The sequence below is a fragment of the Achromobacter sp. SD115 genome (assembly GCF_017355315.1).
Lineage (GTDB): Bacteria > Pseudomonadota > Gammaproteobacteria > Burkholderiales > Burkholderiaceae_B > Achromobacter > Achromobacter xylosoxidans_B.
In genome coordinates, this window is sequence record NZ_JADIJM010000032.1 from 1 (window position 1) to 20901 (window position 20901).

Below are 20901 nucleotides of genomic sequence, written 5' to 3' on the forward strand. Positions count from 1 at the left end.
GCTTCGACGTGCCCTACACGCTGGAGGGCGTGCTGGCGGCCATGGAGTCCCTGCCCCAGGCCGTGGCCGCCAACGCGCGCCCGCCGGGGCCCAGCGCGCCGCGCCTGAACCTGCGCGACCTGTTCGATAAGCGCATCGACAAGCTCTCGCCGGTGCAACGCGCGGCGCTGTCGAGCTTCGCGCTGCGCAGTGCGCGCATCGCCGCGCAGCTGAACGCGCCCGGCGCGCTGCTGCTGCGTCAGGCCAGCGGCGCCCCCGGACTGCGCGCATTGCGCCTGGGTGGCGGCACGCCTGTCCGCGAAGTGCAGCGCACCAGCGCCCTGATCGAACTCCTCAGGCGAGGACCCAAGCCCGCGCTGCCCGCCGCGCAGCAGACGGCGATAGAGCTGCCCTGGCGGCTGATCCTCAGCCCGCATGCAGACGAGCGCTGGCGCCACGCCAAGGCGCCGGCGACCTCCGGCGCCACGCAACACACCGAACTCTGGCATACCCAGCTGCTGGCCGCGCAGCCGGAGGACAGCGCCCGGGCGCCGCTCGCGGACGATCCCCGGCCCACCGTGCGCGCGGTCTGGGCGCTGGGCGGCGAAGGCACGACCAAGCCCATGCAGGCGGCGTTCCCGGTGCCGACGGTCACCTATCTGCCGCAGCCGAACACCTCGCCCTTCCGCATGCCGATGGACGATTTCGACCGTTTCCAGATCGCGCATCTGTCGTCGAACTTTTCCGTGGCCAACTACACGCCCCAGCCCGTGGACGCCAAACTGCTGATGCTGTCCGCGCTGGGCGCCTGGCTAGACTCGCGCGGCAACTGGGACGCGCCGGGATTGTCGCTGGAAGAATGGACCCATCGCGGCGCCATGGGCCGCGACCATTACGTCCGCGTGGTCTACAAAGGCCTGCTGTATCCCTTCGGCCACCGCGCCTCGCTGGTGAAGGTCAGCGAACGCAAGTTCCATCAAGGTACGCCCGGCAACACGGCGTACCTGCGCCAGCGCCTGTTCATCATCCTGCGAGAACGCGAACGCGTGTACGCCGACCCGGAGCTGCAAGCGCGGGACGACACGGGCAACATGATCTTCCTGCATCGCCGGATGCCGTTTTCCAGCGTGCGCATCCTGACCGCCGTCACGCCCAGCCTGGATGCGCCCACCTCGCCGCCAAGCAAAATCGGCGACCTGGGGCAATTGTTGTTCTGGCCCTGCGTAGGCGGTACCCCGTTCCGCTTCGCCTGCTCGGCCACCGACATCGACGGCCGCAACGTGCAGTTCGACCTGCCCATGATCTTCATGGACGGCGGCCGCGCCTGCCCGCGCAAGCTCAGCGGCCAATGGCTGACGCCGGACTATGTGAATGCGGAGACCTTCGCCGAGCAAACGCGTGAGGCTTGGCGCAATGCCGAATCCACTCGCCGCACCGCGCAGTTCATGCAGCAGCGCGTCACGTTCGCCTCCCCGCTCAAGCCCGGCGATACCGCGGCGCAAGCGGAGACGATCGAGTTCGACGGCCTGGTCGATCCGGGCAATACCCAGTTGCGCGCCTACAGCGACTCGTTGAACGGCCCCCTGTTCTATCCGGGCATCAAGCGCGCCCAGATCCGCATCGCCGCGCTGGCCGAACTGACCGGCAGCGACCGCAACAGCGGGCTGAGCTGGAACGACCACTACCTGCGGTTCGGATTCGACTCCGCCAACGTCGGTCAGGTCTTCGGCGACATAGACGCCGAGCCCGGCTACAGCGGCAATGCCGTGTTGAACTTCTCCGCCCAAGGCGACCGCGCAGGCGGCTTCGTGCAGCCGAATCTGCGCCCCACGGCCCTGTCGCGCATGGCCGGCCCGGTCAGCGGCAAGGTGGCGGACTTCGTGGCCGGCAAGATGAGCGGCCCCGACATCTTCCCCAAGGTCCTGTCCTCGGACCTGCCCTTTCCGCTGCTATTCGGCTGCATTCCGCTGGGTGACGTGATCGAGGCAGTTTCCAACGCAGCCGGCACGCCGGAACAGGTGCCGCGCTTCGTATCGGAAGCCTGTTCCCAGCTTGAAAGCCTGGTCAACGAAATGGGCCGGCTCTACGGCCTGGTGGCGGACCTGGCGCAGCAGCCGGGCCGCATCGCCGAAGCCGCCCTGCAGGTGCTGAAGGACACCTTGCAGGATCTGCTCGGCCAGGCGCAGGCCTATGCCCAGAACCTGGTGCAGGACGCGAAGGCGCGCGTCAACGCGCTGATGGCCGCGCTCGAGGCGGTGCGCGCACAGGTCGCGCTGCTGGCCGGGCAGTCCTTCGACGCCGCGCCCGCGCTGCCGGGGCTGCCCGCGGTGCTCACCGCCGCGCGCGACGCGGCCACGGCGCTACGCACGGCCGCCGACGCGAAGGTCAATGGCGTGGGCTTGCCCGACGGCTTGCGCCTGTCGCTGCGCCAGGCCGCCAATACCGCCGGGATACTGCTGGACAGCGTGGGCGTCGTGCCGGTGCTGCTGGTGCAGGGCAAGGCGTTGTACGACGCGCTCGATGCGGTGGTGGGCCAGCCCGGCCAGCTGGACGAGCTTTTCGCGGACGCCGCGACGCTCACCCCGCGCCTGCAGGCCATCACGGACGCCGTCGGGCCGCTGTCCGGCACCATCGGCAGCGCGCGCCTGCTCGAAGGCGCGCCGCGCCAGATCGCGCAGACGGCGCTGCAAGCGGTCAAGCTGGCGGTCGATGCGGTGCTGGCCAGCGCCGAGCTGCTGGAGCTGCTGACCGGCGATGAACTCACCCTCCGCTTCGATTGGAATCCGGTGATCAAGAGCTGGTCGATCAAGCCCGGCGACCCGCCGCTGTTCCGCGTCAACGATGCGCGCGGCTTCCGGGTGGCGGTGGAAGCGCGCGTGCGCAAGAACGGGCAGAGCGCGCCCAAGATGTCGGTGGTCTGCTCGCTGAAGGACTTCGACCTGGTACTGATCGCGCCGGCCAGCTTCATGGAACTGAATTTCGAGAAGATCGAATTCCGCATCGACACGGCCGCGAAGATGGACGTGGACGTGCTGCTGACCGACATCAAGTTCGTCGGCCCCCTGTCCTTCGTCGAAACGCTGCGCGACCTGATCCCGCTGGACGGATTCTCCGATCCGCCTTACCTGGACATCTCGGCCAAGGGGGTGGACGCGGGCTTCGATGTGGCGCTGCCGGCCGTCGCCATCGGCGTCTTCAATCTTTCCAACCTGAGCCTGGGCGCGGGCTTCACCGTGCCCTTCATCGGCCAGCCCCTGTCCGTGCGCTTCAATTTCTGCACGCGCGAACAGCCCTTCAATCTGTCGGTGTGCATGTTCGGCGGCGGCGGCTTTTTCGGCATCACGCTGGATCCCAGCGGCGTCCAGCTCATGGAGGCCGCCTTCGAGTTCGGCGCCAGCGTGTCGGTGAACCTGGGCGTGGCTTCGGGCGGCGTGCACGTCATGGCGGGCATTTACTTCCGCATGGAGAAGAACGCCTGCTCGCTGGCCGGGTACTTCCGCATGGGCGGCTGCGTCAGCGTGCTGGGCATCGTCAGCATTTCCATCGAGATCTACCTGGAACTGCGCTACGAGTTCGAAAGCGGCAAGTGCGCGGGGCGCGCCACCATCACGGTCGAGATCGAAGTCTTCATGTTCTCGATGAGCGTATCCCTGTCCTGCGAGCGCAAGTTCGCCGGATCCAACGGCGACCCGGGCTTCCGCGACCTGATGGGGCCGCGTCCCGAGCTGCCGCTGGCGCAGGAGCTGGCGTTGATCGACGACGGCACCGAGTACGCCTGGCGCGAATACGCCGAAGCCTTTGCCTGAGGAACGTCCATGGCCAAGCAAACGATCGTCTGGACCGCAATCCCCAACGGCCGCGTGCCGGCCGGCCCCGATGCAGGCCGGCTGCGCATCTCCATCGTGGCCTCGCCGCGCCTGACGCCGCAGGCCACGGACGAGCAGCAGCTGCACGCGTTCGCCGACTGGGTCAACTGGCCGCGCACGCTGCAGCGGGTGCGCTTCGTGCTGAACACCGGCATGGCGGAGATCGAGCTGGAGCCGCAGGCGCAGGCCGATGAGGCGTTGTGGGAACGGCTGCTGCCCAAGACCACGCCGGTCGCCGGCTTCGTGTTCCGCGACATGAGCAAGGTCAATCTGTTCTCGTATTCGGTGGCGGGCGTGCTGGGCCTGACCCGCAAGCACTACGGCAGGCTGGCGGTGCAGGCCACCGGTACGCCCCCCACGCTGCTGCCCTGGCGCGACGCGCATCCGGGCTTGAAGGACATGCTGGGCGACTGCGGCACGCGCACGACCTACATCTCGCTGGGCGACCGGCGCGTCGAGATGCCGCTGCCCGGCTTCGACCGCTTCTTCGACGACAGCGGCGACGGCGCCGAGCGCGTGTTGCGCTCGCAGGTCTACGGTCCGCACAGCATCTATGAGGGCCGTGCCGCGGCGCCGGGCGTGAACGCCGAGGGCAATCCCCAGCCCGGGGTGAGCTTTCCGCTGCGCGCCCTGCCCACCCACTGGAACGATGGCGGGCTCGCCGGCCCCGACCAGAACCTGATGAAGCTGTGGAACTCGCAGGCCGAGTACACCTTGTTCCAGGCCAACCGTTTCTATCGCCGCGATCCGCCCACGGCGCAACAACGCAGCATCCGGCGGCCAGACGGCGAGAACGTGCCCGCGCCGCCCACGCAGCCGGAAATGGATTTCCACGCCACCGTCGCGTCCTACGGTGACTATCCGGCGCTGCTGCGAGAACTCGGTCTGGTCATCGACTGCCTGCTGCCGGCGGACTCGCCGATCGCGCAACAACTGGCGGCCGCACCCGCCGCGCAAGGCTATTTCTTCCTGACCCTGCGCTGGGAAGACGGCCACGACGCCGGCGACGACGCCTGCCCCGCCACCGCCTGGGCGGGCGACGCGGAACGCTTCACCACGCGTCCCCGCAACCCCGCCGATCATGAGCGCGGCATGCTGAAGCTGCGCCGCGCCGACGACAGCTGGAACCTGTACGAACCGCGCAGCCCCTTCGACGTCTATCAGGTCGACGCCGATGGCGCGGCGCTCAAGACCGTGGACTTCGTGCTTACCGCCCAGAACCTGATCGCCAAAAGCCTGGCGCTGGGCGCCGACGGCGCGGTGACCTACACCACCGGCGACAAGCAGGGCGTGGCCGCGCTGCGTTCGGGCGGCCTGGGCGTGGCGCGCCGTGGCCGCGCCTGGGAAGTGGCGCAGAACGCGGCTGCCGCGGCCCTGAAGAACGCCGCCTTGTCGGGCGCGCCGGGCAGCATCGTGCTCTATGCCGAGGACCTGCTGCGCGGCTATCGCGTGGACGCGCAGCCGCAAGCGCCTGGCGATCCGCCGCCCTGGCGCTCGCTGTGCCGGCGCACCGGCGCCTACCGCTGCACGGATGGCGGCGCGCCGCTGCAATTGCCCGATGACGAGGGCTATGTGAAAGGCGCCTCCACCAGCGGCGGCGAGGATCCGGAAGACCAATACCTGCATGAATCCCTGTTCCGCTGGACCGGCTGGAGCCTGGTGGCGCCGCGCCCCGGGCGCACCCTGCGCGACCGCGTGGACCCGGATAGCGGGGTGCAGGGCGAGACGCCGGAAGACGTGCAGGACACAGCCACGGAAAAAGGCAACGGCCTGGCGGTCAGCTTCACTGCCGCCAAGGGCAGCCTGCCGCGCCTGCGCTTCGGCATGCCCTATCGTTTCCGCGCGCGCCTGGTGGACCTGGCCGGCAACAGCCTGGCGCTCGACGATCCCTCGCTCAAGCAGGACGACAACGCCACGCAGCCGGTCGTCTACTGGCGCTTCGAACCCGTCGATCCGCCGGCGCTGGTGCAGCGCGCCCGCGTCAGCGAAGGCGAATCGCTGGAACGCATGGTGATCCGCAGCAATACCGCGCTGGACCCGGCGGCCTATCTCGACAGCCCCGACTTCAAGCAGGCCCGCCTGCAGGACGCCTCCAAGGACTTCGCGTACACGGCCAGCAACGAACGCCACGTGGTGCCGCCCAAGGCATCCCAGCTGCAATGCGAAACGCACGGCCTGTTCGACGCCATGATGGGCGATCCCGCCGGCATCAAGCAGGCCTATGAAATCGCGGCCCGCGATGCGGCCACGCTTTACGACAAGGGGCCGGACACGGACATAGAACTGGTGACGCCGCAGGCGCTGGAGCAAGTGGCGACCACCGAGCAAGTGCCGCCGCGACTGCCCTCGGCCGAGCAGCCTACCGGCGAGCGCCTGGCCGCCGGGCAGTATGTCATCCACCGCGAAGCCCAGGTGCTCACGCCCTATCTGCCGGACCCGGCGGCCGGCGGCATCGCATTGCGCGCCCAGCCAGGCTACGCCTTGCCCGGCGTCACGGGCCCCAAGGTGCTGGGCCCCAGCGCCGTCATCGCGCAGACGCCTGCCCAGGAGCTGGTGCTGCTGGTGGCGCATGCATCCAAGTGGCCCGACACGCAGGGCTTGCGCATCGTGCTGCAAGAGCGCCGCGCCACCCTGACCGATCCGCCCTGCTCGGAGGACTTTGCCGACGATGGCCTGCCCACCTGGGACGAGGCCAAACGGGTCCTGACCTTCTACCTGCCCCAGGGCCGCATCGCCCGGCTGCGCTACTCCAGCTTTGTGAATCCCGGCCTGGCCAACACCTTCGGCATACCCGCCTGGGCAAACAACGAGGGCGAGCGCGCCACGCTGCGCCTGTCGTCCGTGCTGGGCGGCTGCTGGATGGTCACGCCCTATCGGCCGCTGGTGCTGGTACACGCGACGCAGCAGCCGATCTGCGAGCCCCTGCTGCTGATGGCGGAGGAACCCCAGCGCGGGCTTGGCGATGCCCACGCGGACCTGTACGCCCGCGTGCGGCTGCACGGCCCCACCACCGGCAAGGTCGAGATCGAGGCCGACTGGCACGAGTGGGTGGACGACCTGCAGAAGCTGCGTCCGGAACGCCATGCCGGCCATGGCGTGCTGGCCGAGATTCCCTTGTCGGAAAACTACACAAACCTCTTCAGCCTGAGCAACGCGGTGAAAGAACAACTGAACGCCGACGGGAAGGTGCGCGCGCGCGGCGACCGCCATGAGTTCGGCGACACCCGCTTCCGGCTCATCCGCTACCGCCTGCGCGCCGCCACGCGCTTCCGCGAGTACCTGCCGCCCTCGCTTTACGCGCAGACGGACAAGGTCACGCGGCTGGGGCCCGTCGCCGATGGCCCGCTGGTGGAAGTGGGCGCGGACGATGACCCCGGCGCCCCGGTGCTCAGGCGCGACGGCCGGGCGCAGAACACCGTCGTGCGCGCCAGCGCGCCGCCGGACGCCCCCGTCCTGACCTATGTGGTGCCCACCTTCCGCTGGCAGGAAACGGCGGGCGCCGGCAAGCTGGACGTAACGCGGCTGGGCAACGGCCTGCGGGTCTGGCTGGAGCGGCCCTGGTTCTCCTCCGGCGACGGCGAACTGCTGGGCGTGGTGATCGCGGGCGACGGCCAAAACTTCACCGACATCGGCAATCCGCTGACGCCGTTGGTGACGCAATGGGGCATGGATCCGCTGTGGGAGACGCCCCAGCCCAAGCATAAGGCGCGCGTGTCGGACTTCTCCGCGCGCGTCACCGACGAGCAGGTCTATCTGCAGGAAATCCCGGACCGACTGGTCCATGTGGTCGGACACCGCGTACGCTGGAGCGAAGAACGCGCGCGCTGGTACTGCGACATCGAACTCGATCCGGGTCGCAGCTACATGCCCTTCGTGCGCCTGGCGCTGGCGCGCTATCAGCCCAACGCCATCAGTTTGGCCAAGCTGTCGCGGGTGGTGCAGGCCGAGTTCTCCCAGGTGCTGCCACGCCGCCGCGCGGTGTTCGAGGTCAAGCGCGGCCGGCTGACGTTCAACCTGCGCGGCGTGGTGCCCAAGCATGGACCCATGAAGTTCCCGCTGGATTCCGAGTACCTGAACATTTCCTTCATCCCCGGCATAGGCCAGACCGCCGAAAGCGGCCGCAACCGCGTGGAACTGGTGCTGCAGACGCGCGACCCGGCGTTGGACAGCGACCTGGCCTGGAGCGATGCGAAGGTGCTGGCGTCGGGCCTGCTGGACCCCTCCGGACCGGCGCCGCAGCCGCCCGGCCCGGGGCCCATCCTGATAGACCGCATGCGCGAACTGCCCATCCTGGAAGCCGCCACGCCCACCACCTTCGCCGACCTGTCGCGGCTGGGCGGCGTGGTGGTCGGCCCGGAGGTGCGCTTCCCGCCGGTACTGGAGGGTCCCCTGCTGGGCGATCTGCTGGACCCGGTCATCTGGACCGCCAGCGCCGCGCTCCCCGACAGCGGCGGCAAGCCGGCGCGCATCGCGGTGCGCGAGTACGAGCGCTACTACACCGACAACTCCGTGCCCGAACGGCGCGCCGGCGCCACGCAGCAGCGCCGCGTGGTGGAGGAAAGACTGGTGTACTCGGCGTTCTTCGGGCTCTGACGATACGCCCGGCGCGCCGCCCGCCTAGTCGACCGCCTTCGTCCCGCGCCCAGCCGGGCCTGACCGGGCGGCCATGCTCAGCCACGCCGACAGCGCGCAGGCAATCAGCAAGGTCAGCGTGGGATACAGCATGCTGAGATTGCGCATTTCGCCTGGGGAGCAAAACAGCAGGAACAAAGGCAGATTGATCGCCGCCGCTGTCGCTCCATGGACCCGCAAGGTGACGGGCAGGCGGCGCCATGCTTTCACGCCCAGGCCAGCAAAGACAAGAACGAATACAAGGCTGAAGCCGCGCGGCAACAGGATGCCGTAGGTGTTTTCCGTACGGAACCAGTTGCCGGGATCGGCGTAGAACAGCAGGTTGCCCCACAGTTGGAAATCCACGGTCGAACCGGGATTTCCGGCGTAACGCAAGCGCATCGCCAAGTAGACGCAGCCGCCGGCCAGCATCAAGGCCGAAACCAGGCCGGCCGCCCGGATGCGGTCCAAGTGCGCGCGCAGCAGCGGATAGAGCGCTGGCGTAAACCAGAAGAATGCCTCCTTGTTCCACGTCGCCAGCCCCGCCAGCACCAGCAGGAGAAGCGCTCGCCATGAGCGCAGCGTTTCCACGCCAAGAGCAAGCGTCACGGCGCTCATGATGAAGAGCACCTCGGTGAAGTCGTAGAAGTAGCCGCCCTCGGTCAGCATGAAAGGCAAAAGCAAGGCCATGATTGCCGGCGCGGCTATCGCCGCCGGTTCTGTCGCTCCCACCCGCAGGCAAAGTCCGCGCATGACGTAGAGGCTGGCGACCAGGGCGAAAAACGTCAGGTAATAGACGATGTAATAGCGCAATGCGACGGCCGGCTTCAACGCCTCTGACTCGGGATACTTCATCGCCAGGCTCGACCGGCTGTTTATCTTGCGCGGGTCCGACAGACTGCTGGAAATCCTCGCCAGGGTCGCCACCGGCAACAAGCTCTGAATCTGGTTGGCCATGGCTGGCAGCAGCTGCCGATAGACGTAGGGACGCGCCGCCGTCCCCTCAACCATATACGACAGTCCCAGCGAGGGATGGCCGTCGTTCAAGCGCCACTTCGTATAGAAGCCGTTGAACGAGGCCGCCGCCACCATCAGGAAAAAAAGCAGCAACAGGAAACCGCTGTAGAAGCGGCTGCCGAAGAATCGCGTCATCATCGGGTCAGGTTTTATCGAGAGAGAAGAAAGACGCCAAGGACGATGAGCGCAGCTCCCGCCAGACGATACGAGCCGAGTTCCTCGGCGCCAGAGAACGCCCCATACGCGAAGATGCCAAGTATGGAAACGGCAACCATCAGCGGATATGCCAGGGTGAGATCCAACCGGCGTAGCGAGAGCGCGTAAAAGCCGAAGCCAGCACCGTACGAGGCAATGGCCAGGAGGTATAACGCCCCGCCCTGCACGCCGAACAAGGACATGCCCCGGGACGTTCCCCCAACCTTCAAGGCGATGCTCGCGGCGGCGCTGCAGGCGCTGGCCAGGAATAGAAGTAGATATGCCATGGTTATCTGACGAGAAAGAAAACTGCCAGGGCCCAGGCAGCCACCGCCAAGCGGATTTGCACATCGGACAGCAGATCCCGGCCAGTGTCTTCGCCGGCTCCCTGCCCGTAGATCAGGTACAGGTACCGGAACACGCCAAAGGTCACGATGGGCAAGGTAATGATCAGGTTTTCGGTGCCATGCAGGGCCGCTGTCGCGGGATCCAAGGTATAGAGTCCGTAGGTCAGTATCGTCATGCTTACGGTAATGGCCATGAGCACGTCGAGCAGTTGAGGCGAGTAGTAACGGAGCACCAGACGTGTGGAGCCCTGCATGACCAGGCCTTCGGATGGCGCCGGACCGAACTCCGCGCGGCGTTTTGCAAACCCCAGGAACAAGGTGAGCATGAACGAGCACAGCAGCATCCAACGCGACGGCGTGATCCCCACCGCGTACGTTCCGCAGATCAGGCGGATCATGAAGCCCGCCACAATGCAGAACACGTCCACCAGGACGACATGCTTGAGCTTGAACGTATAGGCGATATTGAGGGCGAGATAGGCAGCCACGGCCGCCATCACTGCCCACAGGCCGGCCCCCGCCGGCAGCAGCAGCGCCCCCCCAACCAGCGCGGCCACCAGCATGCGGGCAGTGTGCAGGCTCACGCTGCCGCTTGCTATGGGGCGTATCTTCTTCCTGGGGTGGCGCGCGTCGGCCTCGCGGTCGTGGTAGTCGTTGAGCACGTAGACGGCGCTGGATGCCATGCAAAAGGCCACGAACGCGACACCCACAGCCGCTATCAGATCGAGGTCGCTCCAGCTCTGTCCGAACAGCAGTCCGAGCAGCACGAATCCATTCTTCAGCCATTGATGAGGACGCAACAGGTTCAGCACCGGCATCATCGGACCACCTTCCTGCCATTGAGCCAGGCGCAATCCGCGGCGTTCAGCAGCCAGGCATCGCCGCTGCTGTCTCCGTAGGCGTGCAGCTCGTAGCGACCAACAGGTCCGAAACGCAATTCCAGGCGCGCCACCTTCTCCGGCCCCCAGCAATTTGCCGTGCTGAAACGTCCGGTCAGCCGACCGTCGGCTGTTTCCAGTCCGGTGCAGATGAGCTCAACTCCCAGGCGCCGGGCCATTTCCCCGAGATACAGGTCCGGGGAAGCGCTGACGATCACCACCCGGTGGCCCGACTGCTGATGTGTCCGCAACCGGGCGAGCATGTCAGGCCGCAGTGCGATGCCAGGGACCCAACGGGCTGCCAGCTCTTTCAGGTCGGCCTGCCTGCGGCCGCGCAACACGACGCGGCACAGGCGTTGCTTCGCGCTCTGCCTGAGAGCCATGCCGTGGTCGTTGCCCCGCTTGCCGCACATGAGCAGCGCCAGGACCGGCGACACCAGGGTCAAGCCGAGCAGCAGCTTGCACAGCGACACCCGCGCCAGGAATGGAATCAGCGTATCGCGGTAGGTCAGCGTTCCGTCAAAATCGAAGGCTGCCACCACAGGCAGGGCCGGTGCGGATGAAATTTCTTGAGGCATTCTGACAATTGGGGATGGGTCAGCCAACTGGCGGGATTGCCCGCGCCAGTCGCTCGAATTCACAGAATTACGTATTGTAACTGACTGTGTTAATTCGAACCTCGCCGCACAACAACGATGCGCAATAACAAAAAAAAGGGTGCCCGAAGGCACCCAAATCCACCCTACAACAGCAACTACAACTGCATAACTCTCCTGCGGCGTTTACGCGACCTTCTGCTCCTTGCCGTGTTCGAACTGGGCCTCTTCCGTCGAGCCCGTCAGCGCGGTGGTCGAGGACTGGCCGCCTTCGATGGTCTGCGTGACGGCGTCGAAGTAGCCGGTGCCGACTTCGCGCTGGTGCTTCACGGCGGTGAAGCCCATTTCAGCGGCGGCGAATTCCTTCTGCTGCAGTTCGACGAAGGCGCTCATCTGGCGGCGGGCGTAGCCGTGGGCCAGCTCGAACATGCCGTAGTTCAGCGCGTGGAAGCCGGCCAGCGTGATGAACTGGAACTTGTAGCCCATGGCGCCCAGTTCGCGCTGGAACTTGGCGATGGTGCCGTCGTCCAGGTTCTTCTTCCAGTTGAACGAGGGCGAGCAGTTGTACGCCAGCAGCTTGCCCGGGAACTGGCGATGGATGGCCTCGGCGAACTTACGGGCATATTCCAGGTTGGGCGTGGACGTTTCGCACCAGATCAGGTCGGCGTACGGCGCATAGGCCAGGCCGCGCGAGATCGCCTGGTCGATGCCGGCCTTGGTGCGGAAGAAGCCTTCGACGGTGCGCTCGCCGGTGATGAAGGGACGGTCGTTTTCGTCGACGTCGCTGGTCACCAGGTCGGCCGCGTCGGCGTCGGTGCGGGCCAGCAGCACGGTGGGCGTGCCCATCGTGTCGGCCGCCAGGCGCGCCGACACCAGCTTGGCCACGGCTTCGCGGGTCGGAACCAGCACCTTGCCGCCCATGTGGCCGCACTTCTTCACCGAAGCCAGCTGGTCTTCGAAGTGCACGCCCGAGGCGCCGGCTTCGATCATGGCCTTCATCAGTTCGAAGGCGTTCAGCACGCCGCCGAAGCCGGCTTCGGCATCCGCCACGATGGGCGCGAAGAAATCGATGTAGCCTTCGTCGCCCGGGTTCTTGCCTTCCATCCACTGGATCTGGTCGCAGCGGGTCAGCGAGTTGTTGATGCGGCGGACCACCTGCGGCACCGAGTTGGCGGGGTACAGCGACTGGTCGGGATACATCTCGCCGGCCAGGTTGGCGTCGCCGGCAACCTGCCAGCCCGACAGGTAGATGGCCTTCAGGCCGGCCTTGACCTGCTGCATGGCCTGGTTGCCGGTCAGGGCGCCCAGCGAATTCACGAAAGGCTCGCTATGCAGCAGTTCCCACAGGCGGGTGGCGCCGCGGCGCGCCAGCGTGTGTTCCACGCCGATGGAGCCGCGCAGGCGGATGACGTCCTCGGCGCTGTAGTCGCGCTTGATGCCTTGCCAGCGGGCGTTTTCGGCCCAGTCCTTCTGCAGATTGCGGATTTCGGTTTCGCGGTGGCTCATGGTGATGCTCCTGGTCAGTGATGGGAAGACTTCAAAAGATTCGCGTCCTGCGTTGCGTGAATCGTTGGACAAAGTCTATGCCTCTGCTGCGGAGCAATGTGGGCTTATGTCTTATACAAGACGAAAAATATTATTCTTATAAATCAATTATTTATAAATTCAATTTCGTATTGCGAAACGCAATTGTCATCTGTGAAATGGCTTCCCGCTGCTGCGCAGCAGCGGCTTTCACATGACGAAGGTTACATTTCACGATATGGAAAATCAGGCTTTTTTGCCAGCGCCTACAATGCGCTCATTCTTCAGTTTTCCGATGACTCCGCTATGACGCTGTCCCACGGCCCGCTGGGCCAGAGCGTGGCCTACGCCTCGCAATACGACCCCTCGCTGCTCTTCCCCATCGCGCGTTCGCACAACCGTGCGGCGCTGAACCTGGAAGCAGGCAAGCTGCCCTTCACCGGCGTGGACCTGTGGAACGCCTACGAGCTGTCGTGGCTGGACGCCAAAGGCAAGCCGCGGGTGGCCATGGCCACCTTCTCGGTGCCGGCCGATAGCCCCAACATCATCGAGTCCAAGTCCTTCAAGCTTTACCTGAACTCGTTCAACCAGACCCGCCTGGTCAATTCGGCCGCCTTGCGCGGCCGCCTGGAACGCGACCTGAGCGCCGCCGCCGGCGCGCCGGTGGGGCTGGATTTCTTCCTGCCGCAGCGTTTCTCCGAATTGCAGATGGGCGAGCTGGACGGCATCTATATAGACAAGCTGGACATCGAGATCGACACCTACGAGCCGGCGCCCGAAGTGCTGCGCACCCGCCCGGGCGAAGTGGTCGAGGAAACCCTGGCCTCGCGCCTGTTGAAATCGAACTGCCCCGTGACGGGCCAGCCCGACTGGGCCAGCGTGCAGATCCGCTACCGCGGCGCACCGATAGACCGCGAGTCGCTGCTGCGTTATGTGGTGTCGTTCCGCCAGCACGCGGAATTCCACGAGCATTGCGTCGAGCGCATCTTCAGCGACATCATGCAGGCCTGCCGGCCAGAGCAGCTGACGATCTACGCGCGCTACACGCGCCGCGGCGGGCTGGACATCAACCCGTGGCGCAGCAACTTCGAAGCCGGCCCGCCGGCGGACGTGCGCACCGTCCGCCAGTAGGCCCCCACAACCGCTCTACTGCACAAAGGGTTCGGGCCGCGGCGTGTCGTCTTCCGATGGCGGCAGCACCGGATACTGGAAAGCCGGCTGATCGCCCGTCAGGGTCTTCAGAAACGCCACGATCTGCGCGTTCTCATCCGGCGTGAAGGTCCGGCCCAGCTGCAAGCGGCCCATCACATCCACGGCCTGCGTCAGCGTGGCTGCCTCGCCGTCATGGAAGTACGGATAGGTCAGCGCCACGTTGCGCAGCGTCGGCACCTTGAAGTTGAAGCGGTCGGCGTCCTTGCCCGTCACCGCCGCGCGGCCCTCGGCCTTGTTCTCGGTGACGTAGGGCGTGACCAGGCCCATCTTCTGGAACGAATTGCCGCCCACCGCCACGCCGTTGTGGCAGGCCACGCAACCGCTGTTCTTGAACAGTTCATAACCCGCCAGCTCACGCACGGTCAGTGCCTTCTGGTCGCCGCGCAGCCACTGGTCGAAGCGCGAGTTGGGCGTTACCAGCGTTTCCTCGAACGCGGCCAGGGCGCCGGTGACCTCTTCGATCGTGATGTCGTCCTTGCCGAAGACCTGCTTGAATTCCGCCCGATAGCCGGGGATGGAGTTCAGCACCTGCACCGCCAGCTCGTGGGTGGAGGCCATTTCCATGGGGTTGGCGATGGGGCCGCCCGCCTGCTCGCGCAGATCCTTGGCGCGGCCGTCCCAGAATTGGGCGATGTTCAGGCTGGAATTGAGCACCGTGGGAGAGTTGATCGAGCCCTGCTGCCACTTGTGGCCGATCGAGGCTTTGAGATTGTCCGAGCCGCCCATTCCCAGGTTGTGGCAGGAATTACAGGAAATCGCGCCCGAGCGCGACAGGCGCGGATCGAAGAAGAGCTTCTTGCCCAGCTCGACCTTGGCCGGCTCCTTGATGACCGCCGGCTCGACCGGCTGTATCGGTTCCTGCGAGGCCGCACTGGCCAGACCCATCCAACTGCCCAAGGCGACCCCTGCCGCCAGCAACGCGCTTGCCCTTCTCATTTGCTTCTCCTGAGTAATGACCACTTCACTGACGAGGTCATTACATCAGAGAGACGCCGCATCAACCTTGCGTGGGGTCAAACCGCCGGGGCGCCCGCCCCGGCTGGTTCAGGATCGCGCGGCAGCCGAGGCCGGGGCCGCGGGTTCCGCGCGGCGCGCCTGCACCGCGATCCACTGCGCCAGGAAGGCTGCGGCGGCGAACGCCACGCCGGCGCCCACCCAGGGGCCCTGGCGCAGCCCGGCGTCCAGCAGCAGGCCAAATGCCAGCGGACCCAGCGCCGAGCCCACGTCCATGCCGGAATACACCAGCCCGTAGACGGATCCGGTGGATCCCTTGGGCGTGACGCGGCGGATCAGCATGTCGCGCGACGGCGCCGCCACGCCGGAGCAAAAGCCAGCCAGGGCCACCACTGGCGCGGCCAGGACGGCGGGCACCAGGCCGAGCGCCAGCACCACCAGCGTCAAACCGGCCAGAATCAGCGCCACCATCACGGTGCGCTCGGTGCGCGGATTGGCCGAGACCAGGAAACCGCCCGCGGCCATGCCGACGGCCGACGCCACCATGTAACCGGACAGCGCCGAGCTGGCGGCGACCTTGGACAGGTCATACAGCTGGCCCAGCAGGGGAATGGTGTAGTTCTGCACCGAGGACAGCGCAATGGAGGTGCAGGCGAAGAACAGGAACGCGCCCCACAGTGCCGGCTTGGACAACAGCGTGGCCAGCGTGGTCAGCACGCTTTCCTGGGGTTTCGCGACGGGCTTGGCGACAGTCTTGCCGGTTTCCGCGTCCGCATGGCCTTCCAGCGGCGACGGGCCGCCAAGCAGGTCGCGGCCCAGTATCGTCAGCAGCAGCACCAGCGCCACCAGCCCGGCGGCGCTGTAGGCCGCCACACGCCAGTCCGCCAGCAAGGTGATGCTGGTCATGAAAACCGGGGTCAGCGCCCAGCCCAGGTTGCCCGTCAGCCCGTGCGCGGAGAACGCATGCCCCAGCCGCGCTGCGGAAACCCGATGGTTGATGATGGAATAGTCGGCAGGATGGAAAACGGAATTGCCGATGCCGCCCACGACCGCCGCCGCAATCAGCATGGCATAGCCGTTGGCCGATCCGATCAGCACTCCCGACAGCACGAAACACGCCAGCCCGAACCACAGCACCGGCCGCGCGCCGATCCGGTCGACCACGAAGCCCGAGGACGCCTGGCCGATGCCGGACACCACGTAGAACGTGGACACCAGCAGCCCGAGGCGGGCGAAGTCCAGCCCGAACTCGTTACCCAGCGAGACATAGAGCGAAGGCAGTACCAGTTGGAAGAAGTGCGAGGAAGCGTGGGCCACGCCGATCAGCATGATGAGCTTCCAGTCGCGCCGGCGGGCGGCGGCGTCCAGAGCCAGGGTATTCGCAGCGGTGTTCATTGCAGACGGCCGCGGTCAGCGGCAGGTGGCGCGGCGCCAGGGGCGATGCGCAGGTTGTCTCCGGCAACGTCCGGTGCTCCGGGCGTTGGACTTTGAGGCGCCATGCCGGACATGCCGGCCGATCGCTCTTTGTATGTAACGGCGGCCGCCTTGCGCGAGCCGGGCCGCCGTTGTGCAAATCAATACTACAGGGCCTTTTCGCGGATGGCGGGCCAGGCGCGCTGCAGGTAGTACAGCATCGACCATACCGTCAGCACCGCCGCCACGATGATCAGCACATCGCCCAGCAGGCGCGCGCTGACGCCGTAGATCGGCTGGTTGTACAGCAGGCACGGAATCGCCACCATCTGCGCGGCCGTCTTGAACTTGCCCAGCCGGTGCACCGCCACGCTGGCGCTGGCGCCGATCTTGGCCATCCACTCGCGCAAGGCGGAAATCGTGATTTCACGGCCGATGATGATCAGGGAAATAAAGGCGTCGGCGCGGCCGAGGTCCAACAGGACGATCAGGGCGGCGCAGACCATCAGCTTGTCGGCGACCGGATCCAGGAAGGCGCCGAACGCCGAGGTCTGGTTCCAGCGGCGGGCCAGCCAGCCGTCGAACCAATCGGTCAGCGCCGCAATAATGAAAGCCCAGGCGGCGAAGGTGTCGCGAACAGGGACCGACATCCAGCTTTCGGGCAGGTAGAACAGCCCGACCACCAGCGGAATCATGGCGATGCGCAGCCATGTCAGGATAATGGGTACATTAATTGGCATAGTGTCCGTATGCTACATCAAGAGCCCCCCCCGAAGCGCCGGAGGCGCTTCCCCCCAGGGGGCGCCGGCAGCGGACCGGCGGAGCCGGATCCGCGCGGCCCGGCTAGGCGCTAAGCCGCTTGCTGCATCTGCGTCCAATGTCGTGCGGCATTCGCGCCGCATGAGGTGTGGGTTGCATTTGAAGCCGGAATTTACGCATAGCCGCGTTACCGCAAGGCTTCATAGATGCGAATGGCCAGGTCCTGAGAGATGCCGTCGACCGAGGCCAGGTCTTCGATGCTGGCGGAGGCCACGCCGGAGAAGCCGCCGAAACGGGCCAGCAGGCGCTGGCGGCGGCGGGCGCCGATGCCTTCGATCTCTTCCAGGCGCGACACGTTGCGGGCCTTGGCGCGGCGGGCGCGCATGCCGGTGATGGCGAAGCGGTGCGCCTCGTCGCGCACCTGGGCGATCAGCATCAGCGCGGCGGATTCGCCGCCCAGCGCCACCGGCGGCCGGGAGTCGGCAAACACCAGGGTTTCCAGGCCGACCTTGCGCCCTTCCCCCTTGGCCACGCCCACCAGCGTCTGGACGTCCAGGCCCAGCTCCACGAACACCTGGCGGGCGACTTCCACCTGGCCCTTGCCGCCGTCGATCAACACCAGGCCAGGCATGGGCGCCTCGCCGTCCGCCACCTTGGCGAAGCGGCGGCTCAGCACCTGGCGCATGGCGGCGTAGTCGTCACCCGGCGTGATGCCGCCGATGTTGTAGCGGCGGTACAGCGAGGGCTGCATGTCGTGATGCTCGAACACCACGCAGGACGCCTGGGTGGCTTCGCCGGCCGTGTGGCTGATGTCGAAGCATTCGATGCGCAGCGCATCCAGTGCGGCTTCGTCCGTGTCCAGGTCCAGCGCTTCGGCCAGCGCCAGGGTGCGGGCCGCGCGGGCGCCGGACTCGGTCAGCGCGCGGGCCAGGGCCATTTCGGCATTCTTGGTCGCCTGCTCCAGCCAGGCGCGGCGCGCGCCCTGCGGGCGAGTCAGCACGCGCGACGGCCGCCCGCCAGCCTGCTCCACCAGCAGGCCGATCAGGTCGGGATCAGGCAAGGCGTGCGAACAGACCAGCACCGGCGGCATGGCGTTGTCGGTGTAGTGCTGGGCGACGAAGGCTTCCAGCACCTGGGGCGCGGCCTCGCCTTCCGCATGCGAGGGAAAGAACGGCTTGTCGCCCAGATGGCGGCCGCCCCGCACCATCGCCAGGTTGACGCAGACTTTGCCCCCGGCAATCGCCACCGCGATGATGTCGGTGTCCTCGCCGCTGACGTTCTCCATGGTCTGCTGGTGCAGCACGCGCGCCAGCGAGCCCATCTGGTCGCGCAGCGCCGCGGCCTCCTCGAAACGCAATTCGCTGGCGGCCTGCTGCATCCGGTTTTCGATCTCGCCCATCACGTCCTTGGCTTCCCCGTTCAGGAAGCGCACGGCGCGCTGCACGTCGCGTTCGTAGTCGGCTGCCTCGATCGCGCCGACACAGGGGGCCGAGCAGCGCCCGATCTGATGCAGCAGACAGGGCCGCGAACGGTTGGCGAAGACCGAGTCCTCACAGGTGCGCAGGCGGAATACCTTCTGCAGGATCTGGATCGTTTCGCGCACGGCCCAGGCGTTGGGGAATGGTCCGAAGTACTGGCCGCGCTTGTTGGTGGCGCCGCGGTAATAAGCGATGCGCGGCCAATCGTGGCCGGTGATCAGCAGGTAGGGATAAGACTTGTCGTCGCGGAACAGGATGTTGTAGCGCGGCTTCAGGGTCTTGATGAGGTTGTTTTCGAGGATCAGCGCTTCCGCTTCGGAGCGCGTCACCGTCACCTCCAGCCGCGCCACCTTCGCCACCATCTGGGCGATGCGCGGGCTGGCCAGGTTCTTCTGGAAATACGACGAGACGCGCTTCTTCAGGTCGCGCGCCTTGCCGACATACATGACCTCGCCGGCCGCATCCAGATGCCGGTACACGCCCGGCAGATGCGGCAGGTCAGCCAGGAACGATTTGAGATTGAAGTCGTCGGGCATTCTGGTAACGGCTTTCAGCCTGCAAAGTATCCCAGTCCGGCGCATCAAAGCGCGGCATCAGGCGGCGGATGCGGGCCACGGACTCGGCCGGGTGCTCGAACTTCAGGCGCTCGAGCAGTTCGTCGGCCAGGTCCGGCCGGTTGCATACCAGCACCATGTCGCACCCGGCGCCCAAGGCGGCGTTGGCGCGGTCGAGGATGTCGCCTGCCACCGAGGCGCCTTCCATGGTCAGGTCGTCCGAAAACACCACTCCATCGTAGCCCAGGCGGGTGCGCAGGATGTCCTGGACCCAGCGCTTGGAGAAACCGGCCGGGTGCTTGTCGACCTTGGGATAGATCACGTGCGCGGGCATCACCGACGGCAGCACCGCGTCGCCCAGCCAGGCATACGGGGCAGCGTCGTCCTTCAGGATCTTGTCCAACGGACGCGGGTCCACCGGGATCTCATGGTGCGAATCCGCTTCCACGAAACCATGGCCGGGGAAGTGCTTGCCGCAGGCCGACATGCCCGCCAGCTGCAAACCCTGGATCAGCGCGCGCGACAGCATCGCGACCACGCGCGGGTCCTGATGGAAGGCGCGGGTGCCGATCACCTTGCTGACGCCGTAGTCCAGGTCCAACACGGGCGTGAAGCTCATATCCACGCCGCAGGCGCGTAGTTCGGCGGCCAGCACGTAGCCGGCTTCGGTCGCCAGGCGCATGGCTTGCAGCGGATCGCGGTTCCATAGAACGCCGAGATCGCGCATGGCGGGCAGCGGCGTGAAGCCGTCCTCGCGGAAGCGCTGCACGCGGCCGCCCTCGTGGTCCACCAGGATCAGCAGGGGCTCCTTGCGGGCCTTGTGGATCTGGCGCGTCAGCTCGGTCAGCTGCTTGCGGCTTTCGAAATTGCGCGCGAAAAGAATCACGCCGCCCACCAACGGGTGGCGCAGGCGTTTCTTTTCCGCCTTCGTCAGCGTGTATCCCGCCACATCGACCATCACGGGGCCGGGCGGCAAAACCGCCTTGGATTTCTTCTTGGCCATGTCTGGCTTCCTTCTGTCTGAGTCTGGCAAGCCGGCCGCGGACACGGGTCCGCGGATCAGGGCTTGCGTTCAACCACCACGTAAGCGGCGGCCATGTCGGATTCGTCGGTAATGGATACGTGCGCCGCGCCAAACCGCTGCTCATACCATTGCAGCAGTTCGGGCGCGATCACCAGTACGGGACGCCCGCCGGGCGCATTCAGCGTCTGCACGCGGCGCCACGTCATGGGCATGCGCATGCCCAGGCCGATGGCTTTGGAAAACGCTTCCTTGGCCGCGAAGCGCGTGGCCAGAAAACGCAGGCCGCGTACCGGGTCGCGGGCGCGGCGCGCGTGGAATTTCTGCAGTTCCTCGACGCCCAGGATTTTTTCAGCGAAACGGTCGCCGTGACGCGCCAAGGCGCGCTCGATGCGGTCGATGCGCAGCAGGTCCATGCCGATGCCGGCAATGGCGCCCGCGGGCGCGGCGGGGCGGGAGGCGTCAGACATGGGAATGAGCGCGCATCCAGCGGCAAG

The 20901-nt window shown here is 66.6% G+C and carries 14 protein-coding genes; 3 read left to right on the forward strand and 11 right to left on the reverse strand.

What is annotated here, in order from left to right:
* Both IPU70_RS29910 and IPU70_RS29915 read left to right on the forward strand, forming a co-directional pair.
* On the forward strand, nt 1–3785 hold a 3785-nt coding region (locus tag IPU70_RS29910; protein ID WP_207472754.1), incomplete at its 5' end, for a hypothetical protein.
* A 9-nt stretch (nt 3786–3794) separates the two neighbouring features.
* Nucleotides 3795–8438, forward strand: a complete 4644-nt coding sequence (locus tag IPU70_RS29915; protein ID WP_207472755.1) for a hypothetical protein — start codon at nt 3795–3797, stop codon at nt 8436–8438.
* Nucleotides 8439–8462: 24 nt separating this feature from the next.
* Here the strand turns inward: IPU70_RS29915 and IPU70_RS29920 are convergent, their stop codons facing one another.
* The 5 genes from IPU70_RS29920 to aceA form a co-directional block, all read right to left on the reverse strand.
* On the reverse strand, nt 8463–9503 hold the full coding sequence (locus IPU70_RS29920) for a hypothetical protein (RefSeq protein ID WP_242702759.1): 1041 nt from the start codon (nt 9501–9503) through the stop codon (nt 8463–8465).
* Nucleotides 9504–9622: 119 nt separating this feature from the next.
* The gene (locus IPU70_RS29925; RefSeq protein WP_207472756.1) at nt 9623–9955 is read right to left on the reverse strand and encodes a ligand-binding protein SH3; all 333 of its coding nucleotides are present in this window, start codon (nt 9953–9955) and stop codon (nt 9623–9625) included.
* 2 nt (nt 9956–9957) lie between these two features.
* Nucleotides 9958–10869 (reverse strand): decaprenyl-phosphate phosphoribosyltransferase, encoded by a 912-nt coding sequence (locus IPU70_RS29930; RefSeq protein WP_242702760.1) that lies wholly within the window; start codon nt 10867–10869, stop codon nt 9958–9960.
* The gene (locus tag IPU70_RS29935; RefSeq protein WP_207472757.1) at nt 10833–11471 is read right to left on the reverse strand and encodes an HAD-IB family hydrolase; all 639 of its coding nucleotides are present in this window, start codon (nt 11469–11471) and stop codon (nt 10833–10835) included. The genes IPU70_RS29930 and IPU70_RS29935 overlap by 37 nt, the downstream gene beginning before the upstream one ends.
* Before the next feature lie 204 nt (nt 11472–11675).
* The gene (aceA, locus tag IPU70_RS29940; protein ID WP_013394999.1) at nt 11676–12995 is read right to left on the reverse strand and encodes an isocitrate lyase; all 1320 of its coding nucleotides are present in this window, start codon (nt 12993–12995) and stop codon (nt 11676–11678) included.
* A 324-nt stretch (nt 12996–13319) separates the two neighbouring features.
* Here aceA and queF point away from each other — a divergent pair, with 324 nt between their 5' ends.
* Nucleotides 13320–14144, forward strand: coding sequence for an NADPH-dependent 7-cyano-7-deazaguanine reductase QueF (queF, locus tag IPU70_RS29945; RefSeq protein WP_207472758.1), 825 nt, complete (start codon nt 13320–13322; stop codon nt 14142–14144).
* A gap of 15 nt (nt 14145–14159) precedes the next feature.
* Here the strand turns inward: queF and IPU70_RS29950 are convergent, their stop codons facing one another.
* The 6 genes from IPU70_RS29950 to acpS form a co-directional block, all read right to left on the reverse strand.
* A complete protein-coding gene (locus IPU70_RS29950; RefSeq protein ID WP_207472759.1) occupies nt 14160–15161 on the reverse strand; it encodes a cytochrome-c peroxidase in 1002 nt (333 codons plus the stop codon).
* A 108-nt stretch (nt 15162–15269) separates the two neighbouring features.
* Nucleotides 15270–16574, reverse strand: a complete 1305-nt coding sequence (locus IPU70_RS29955) for an MFS transporter (RefSeq protein ID WP_207472760.1) — start codon at nt 16572–16574, stop codon at nt 15270–15272.
* A gap of 185 nt (nt 16575–16759) precedes the next feature.
* Nucleotides 16760–17332, reverse strand: a complete 573-nt coding sequence (gene pgsA / locus IPU70_RS29960; protein WP_207472761.1) for a CDP-diacylglycerol--glycerol-3-phosphate 3-phosphatidyltransferase — start codon at nt 17330–17332, stop codon at nt 16760–16762.
* Nucleotides 17333–17538: 206 nt separating this feature from the next.
* Nucleotides 17539–19365 (reverse strand): excinuclease ABC subunit UvrC, encoded by a 1827-nt coding sequence (uvrC, locus tag IPU70_RS29965; RefSeq protein WP_013395004.1) that lies wholly within the window; start codon nt 19363–19365, stop codon nt 17539–17541.
* Complete coding sequence (nagZ, locus tag IPU70_RS29970) at nt 19328–20386, reverse strand: beta-N-acetylhexosaminidase (protein WP_013395005.1); 1059 nt, start codon at nt 20384–20386, stop codon at nt 19328–19330. Before nagZ ends, uvrC begins: the two co-directional genes overlap by 38 nt.
* Before the next feature lie 56 nt (nt 20387–20442).
* The gene (acpS, locus tag IPU70_RS29975; RefSeq protein ID WP_054452884.1) at nt 20443–20874 is read right to left on the reverse strand and encodes a holo-ACP synthase; all 432 of its coding nucleotides are present in this window, start codon (nt 20872–20874) and stop codon (nt 20443–20445) included.
* Nucleotides 20875–20901 lie beyond the last annotated feature (27 nt).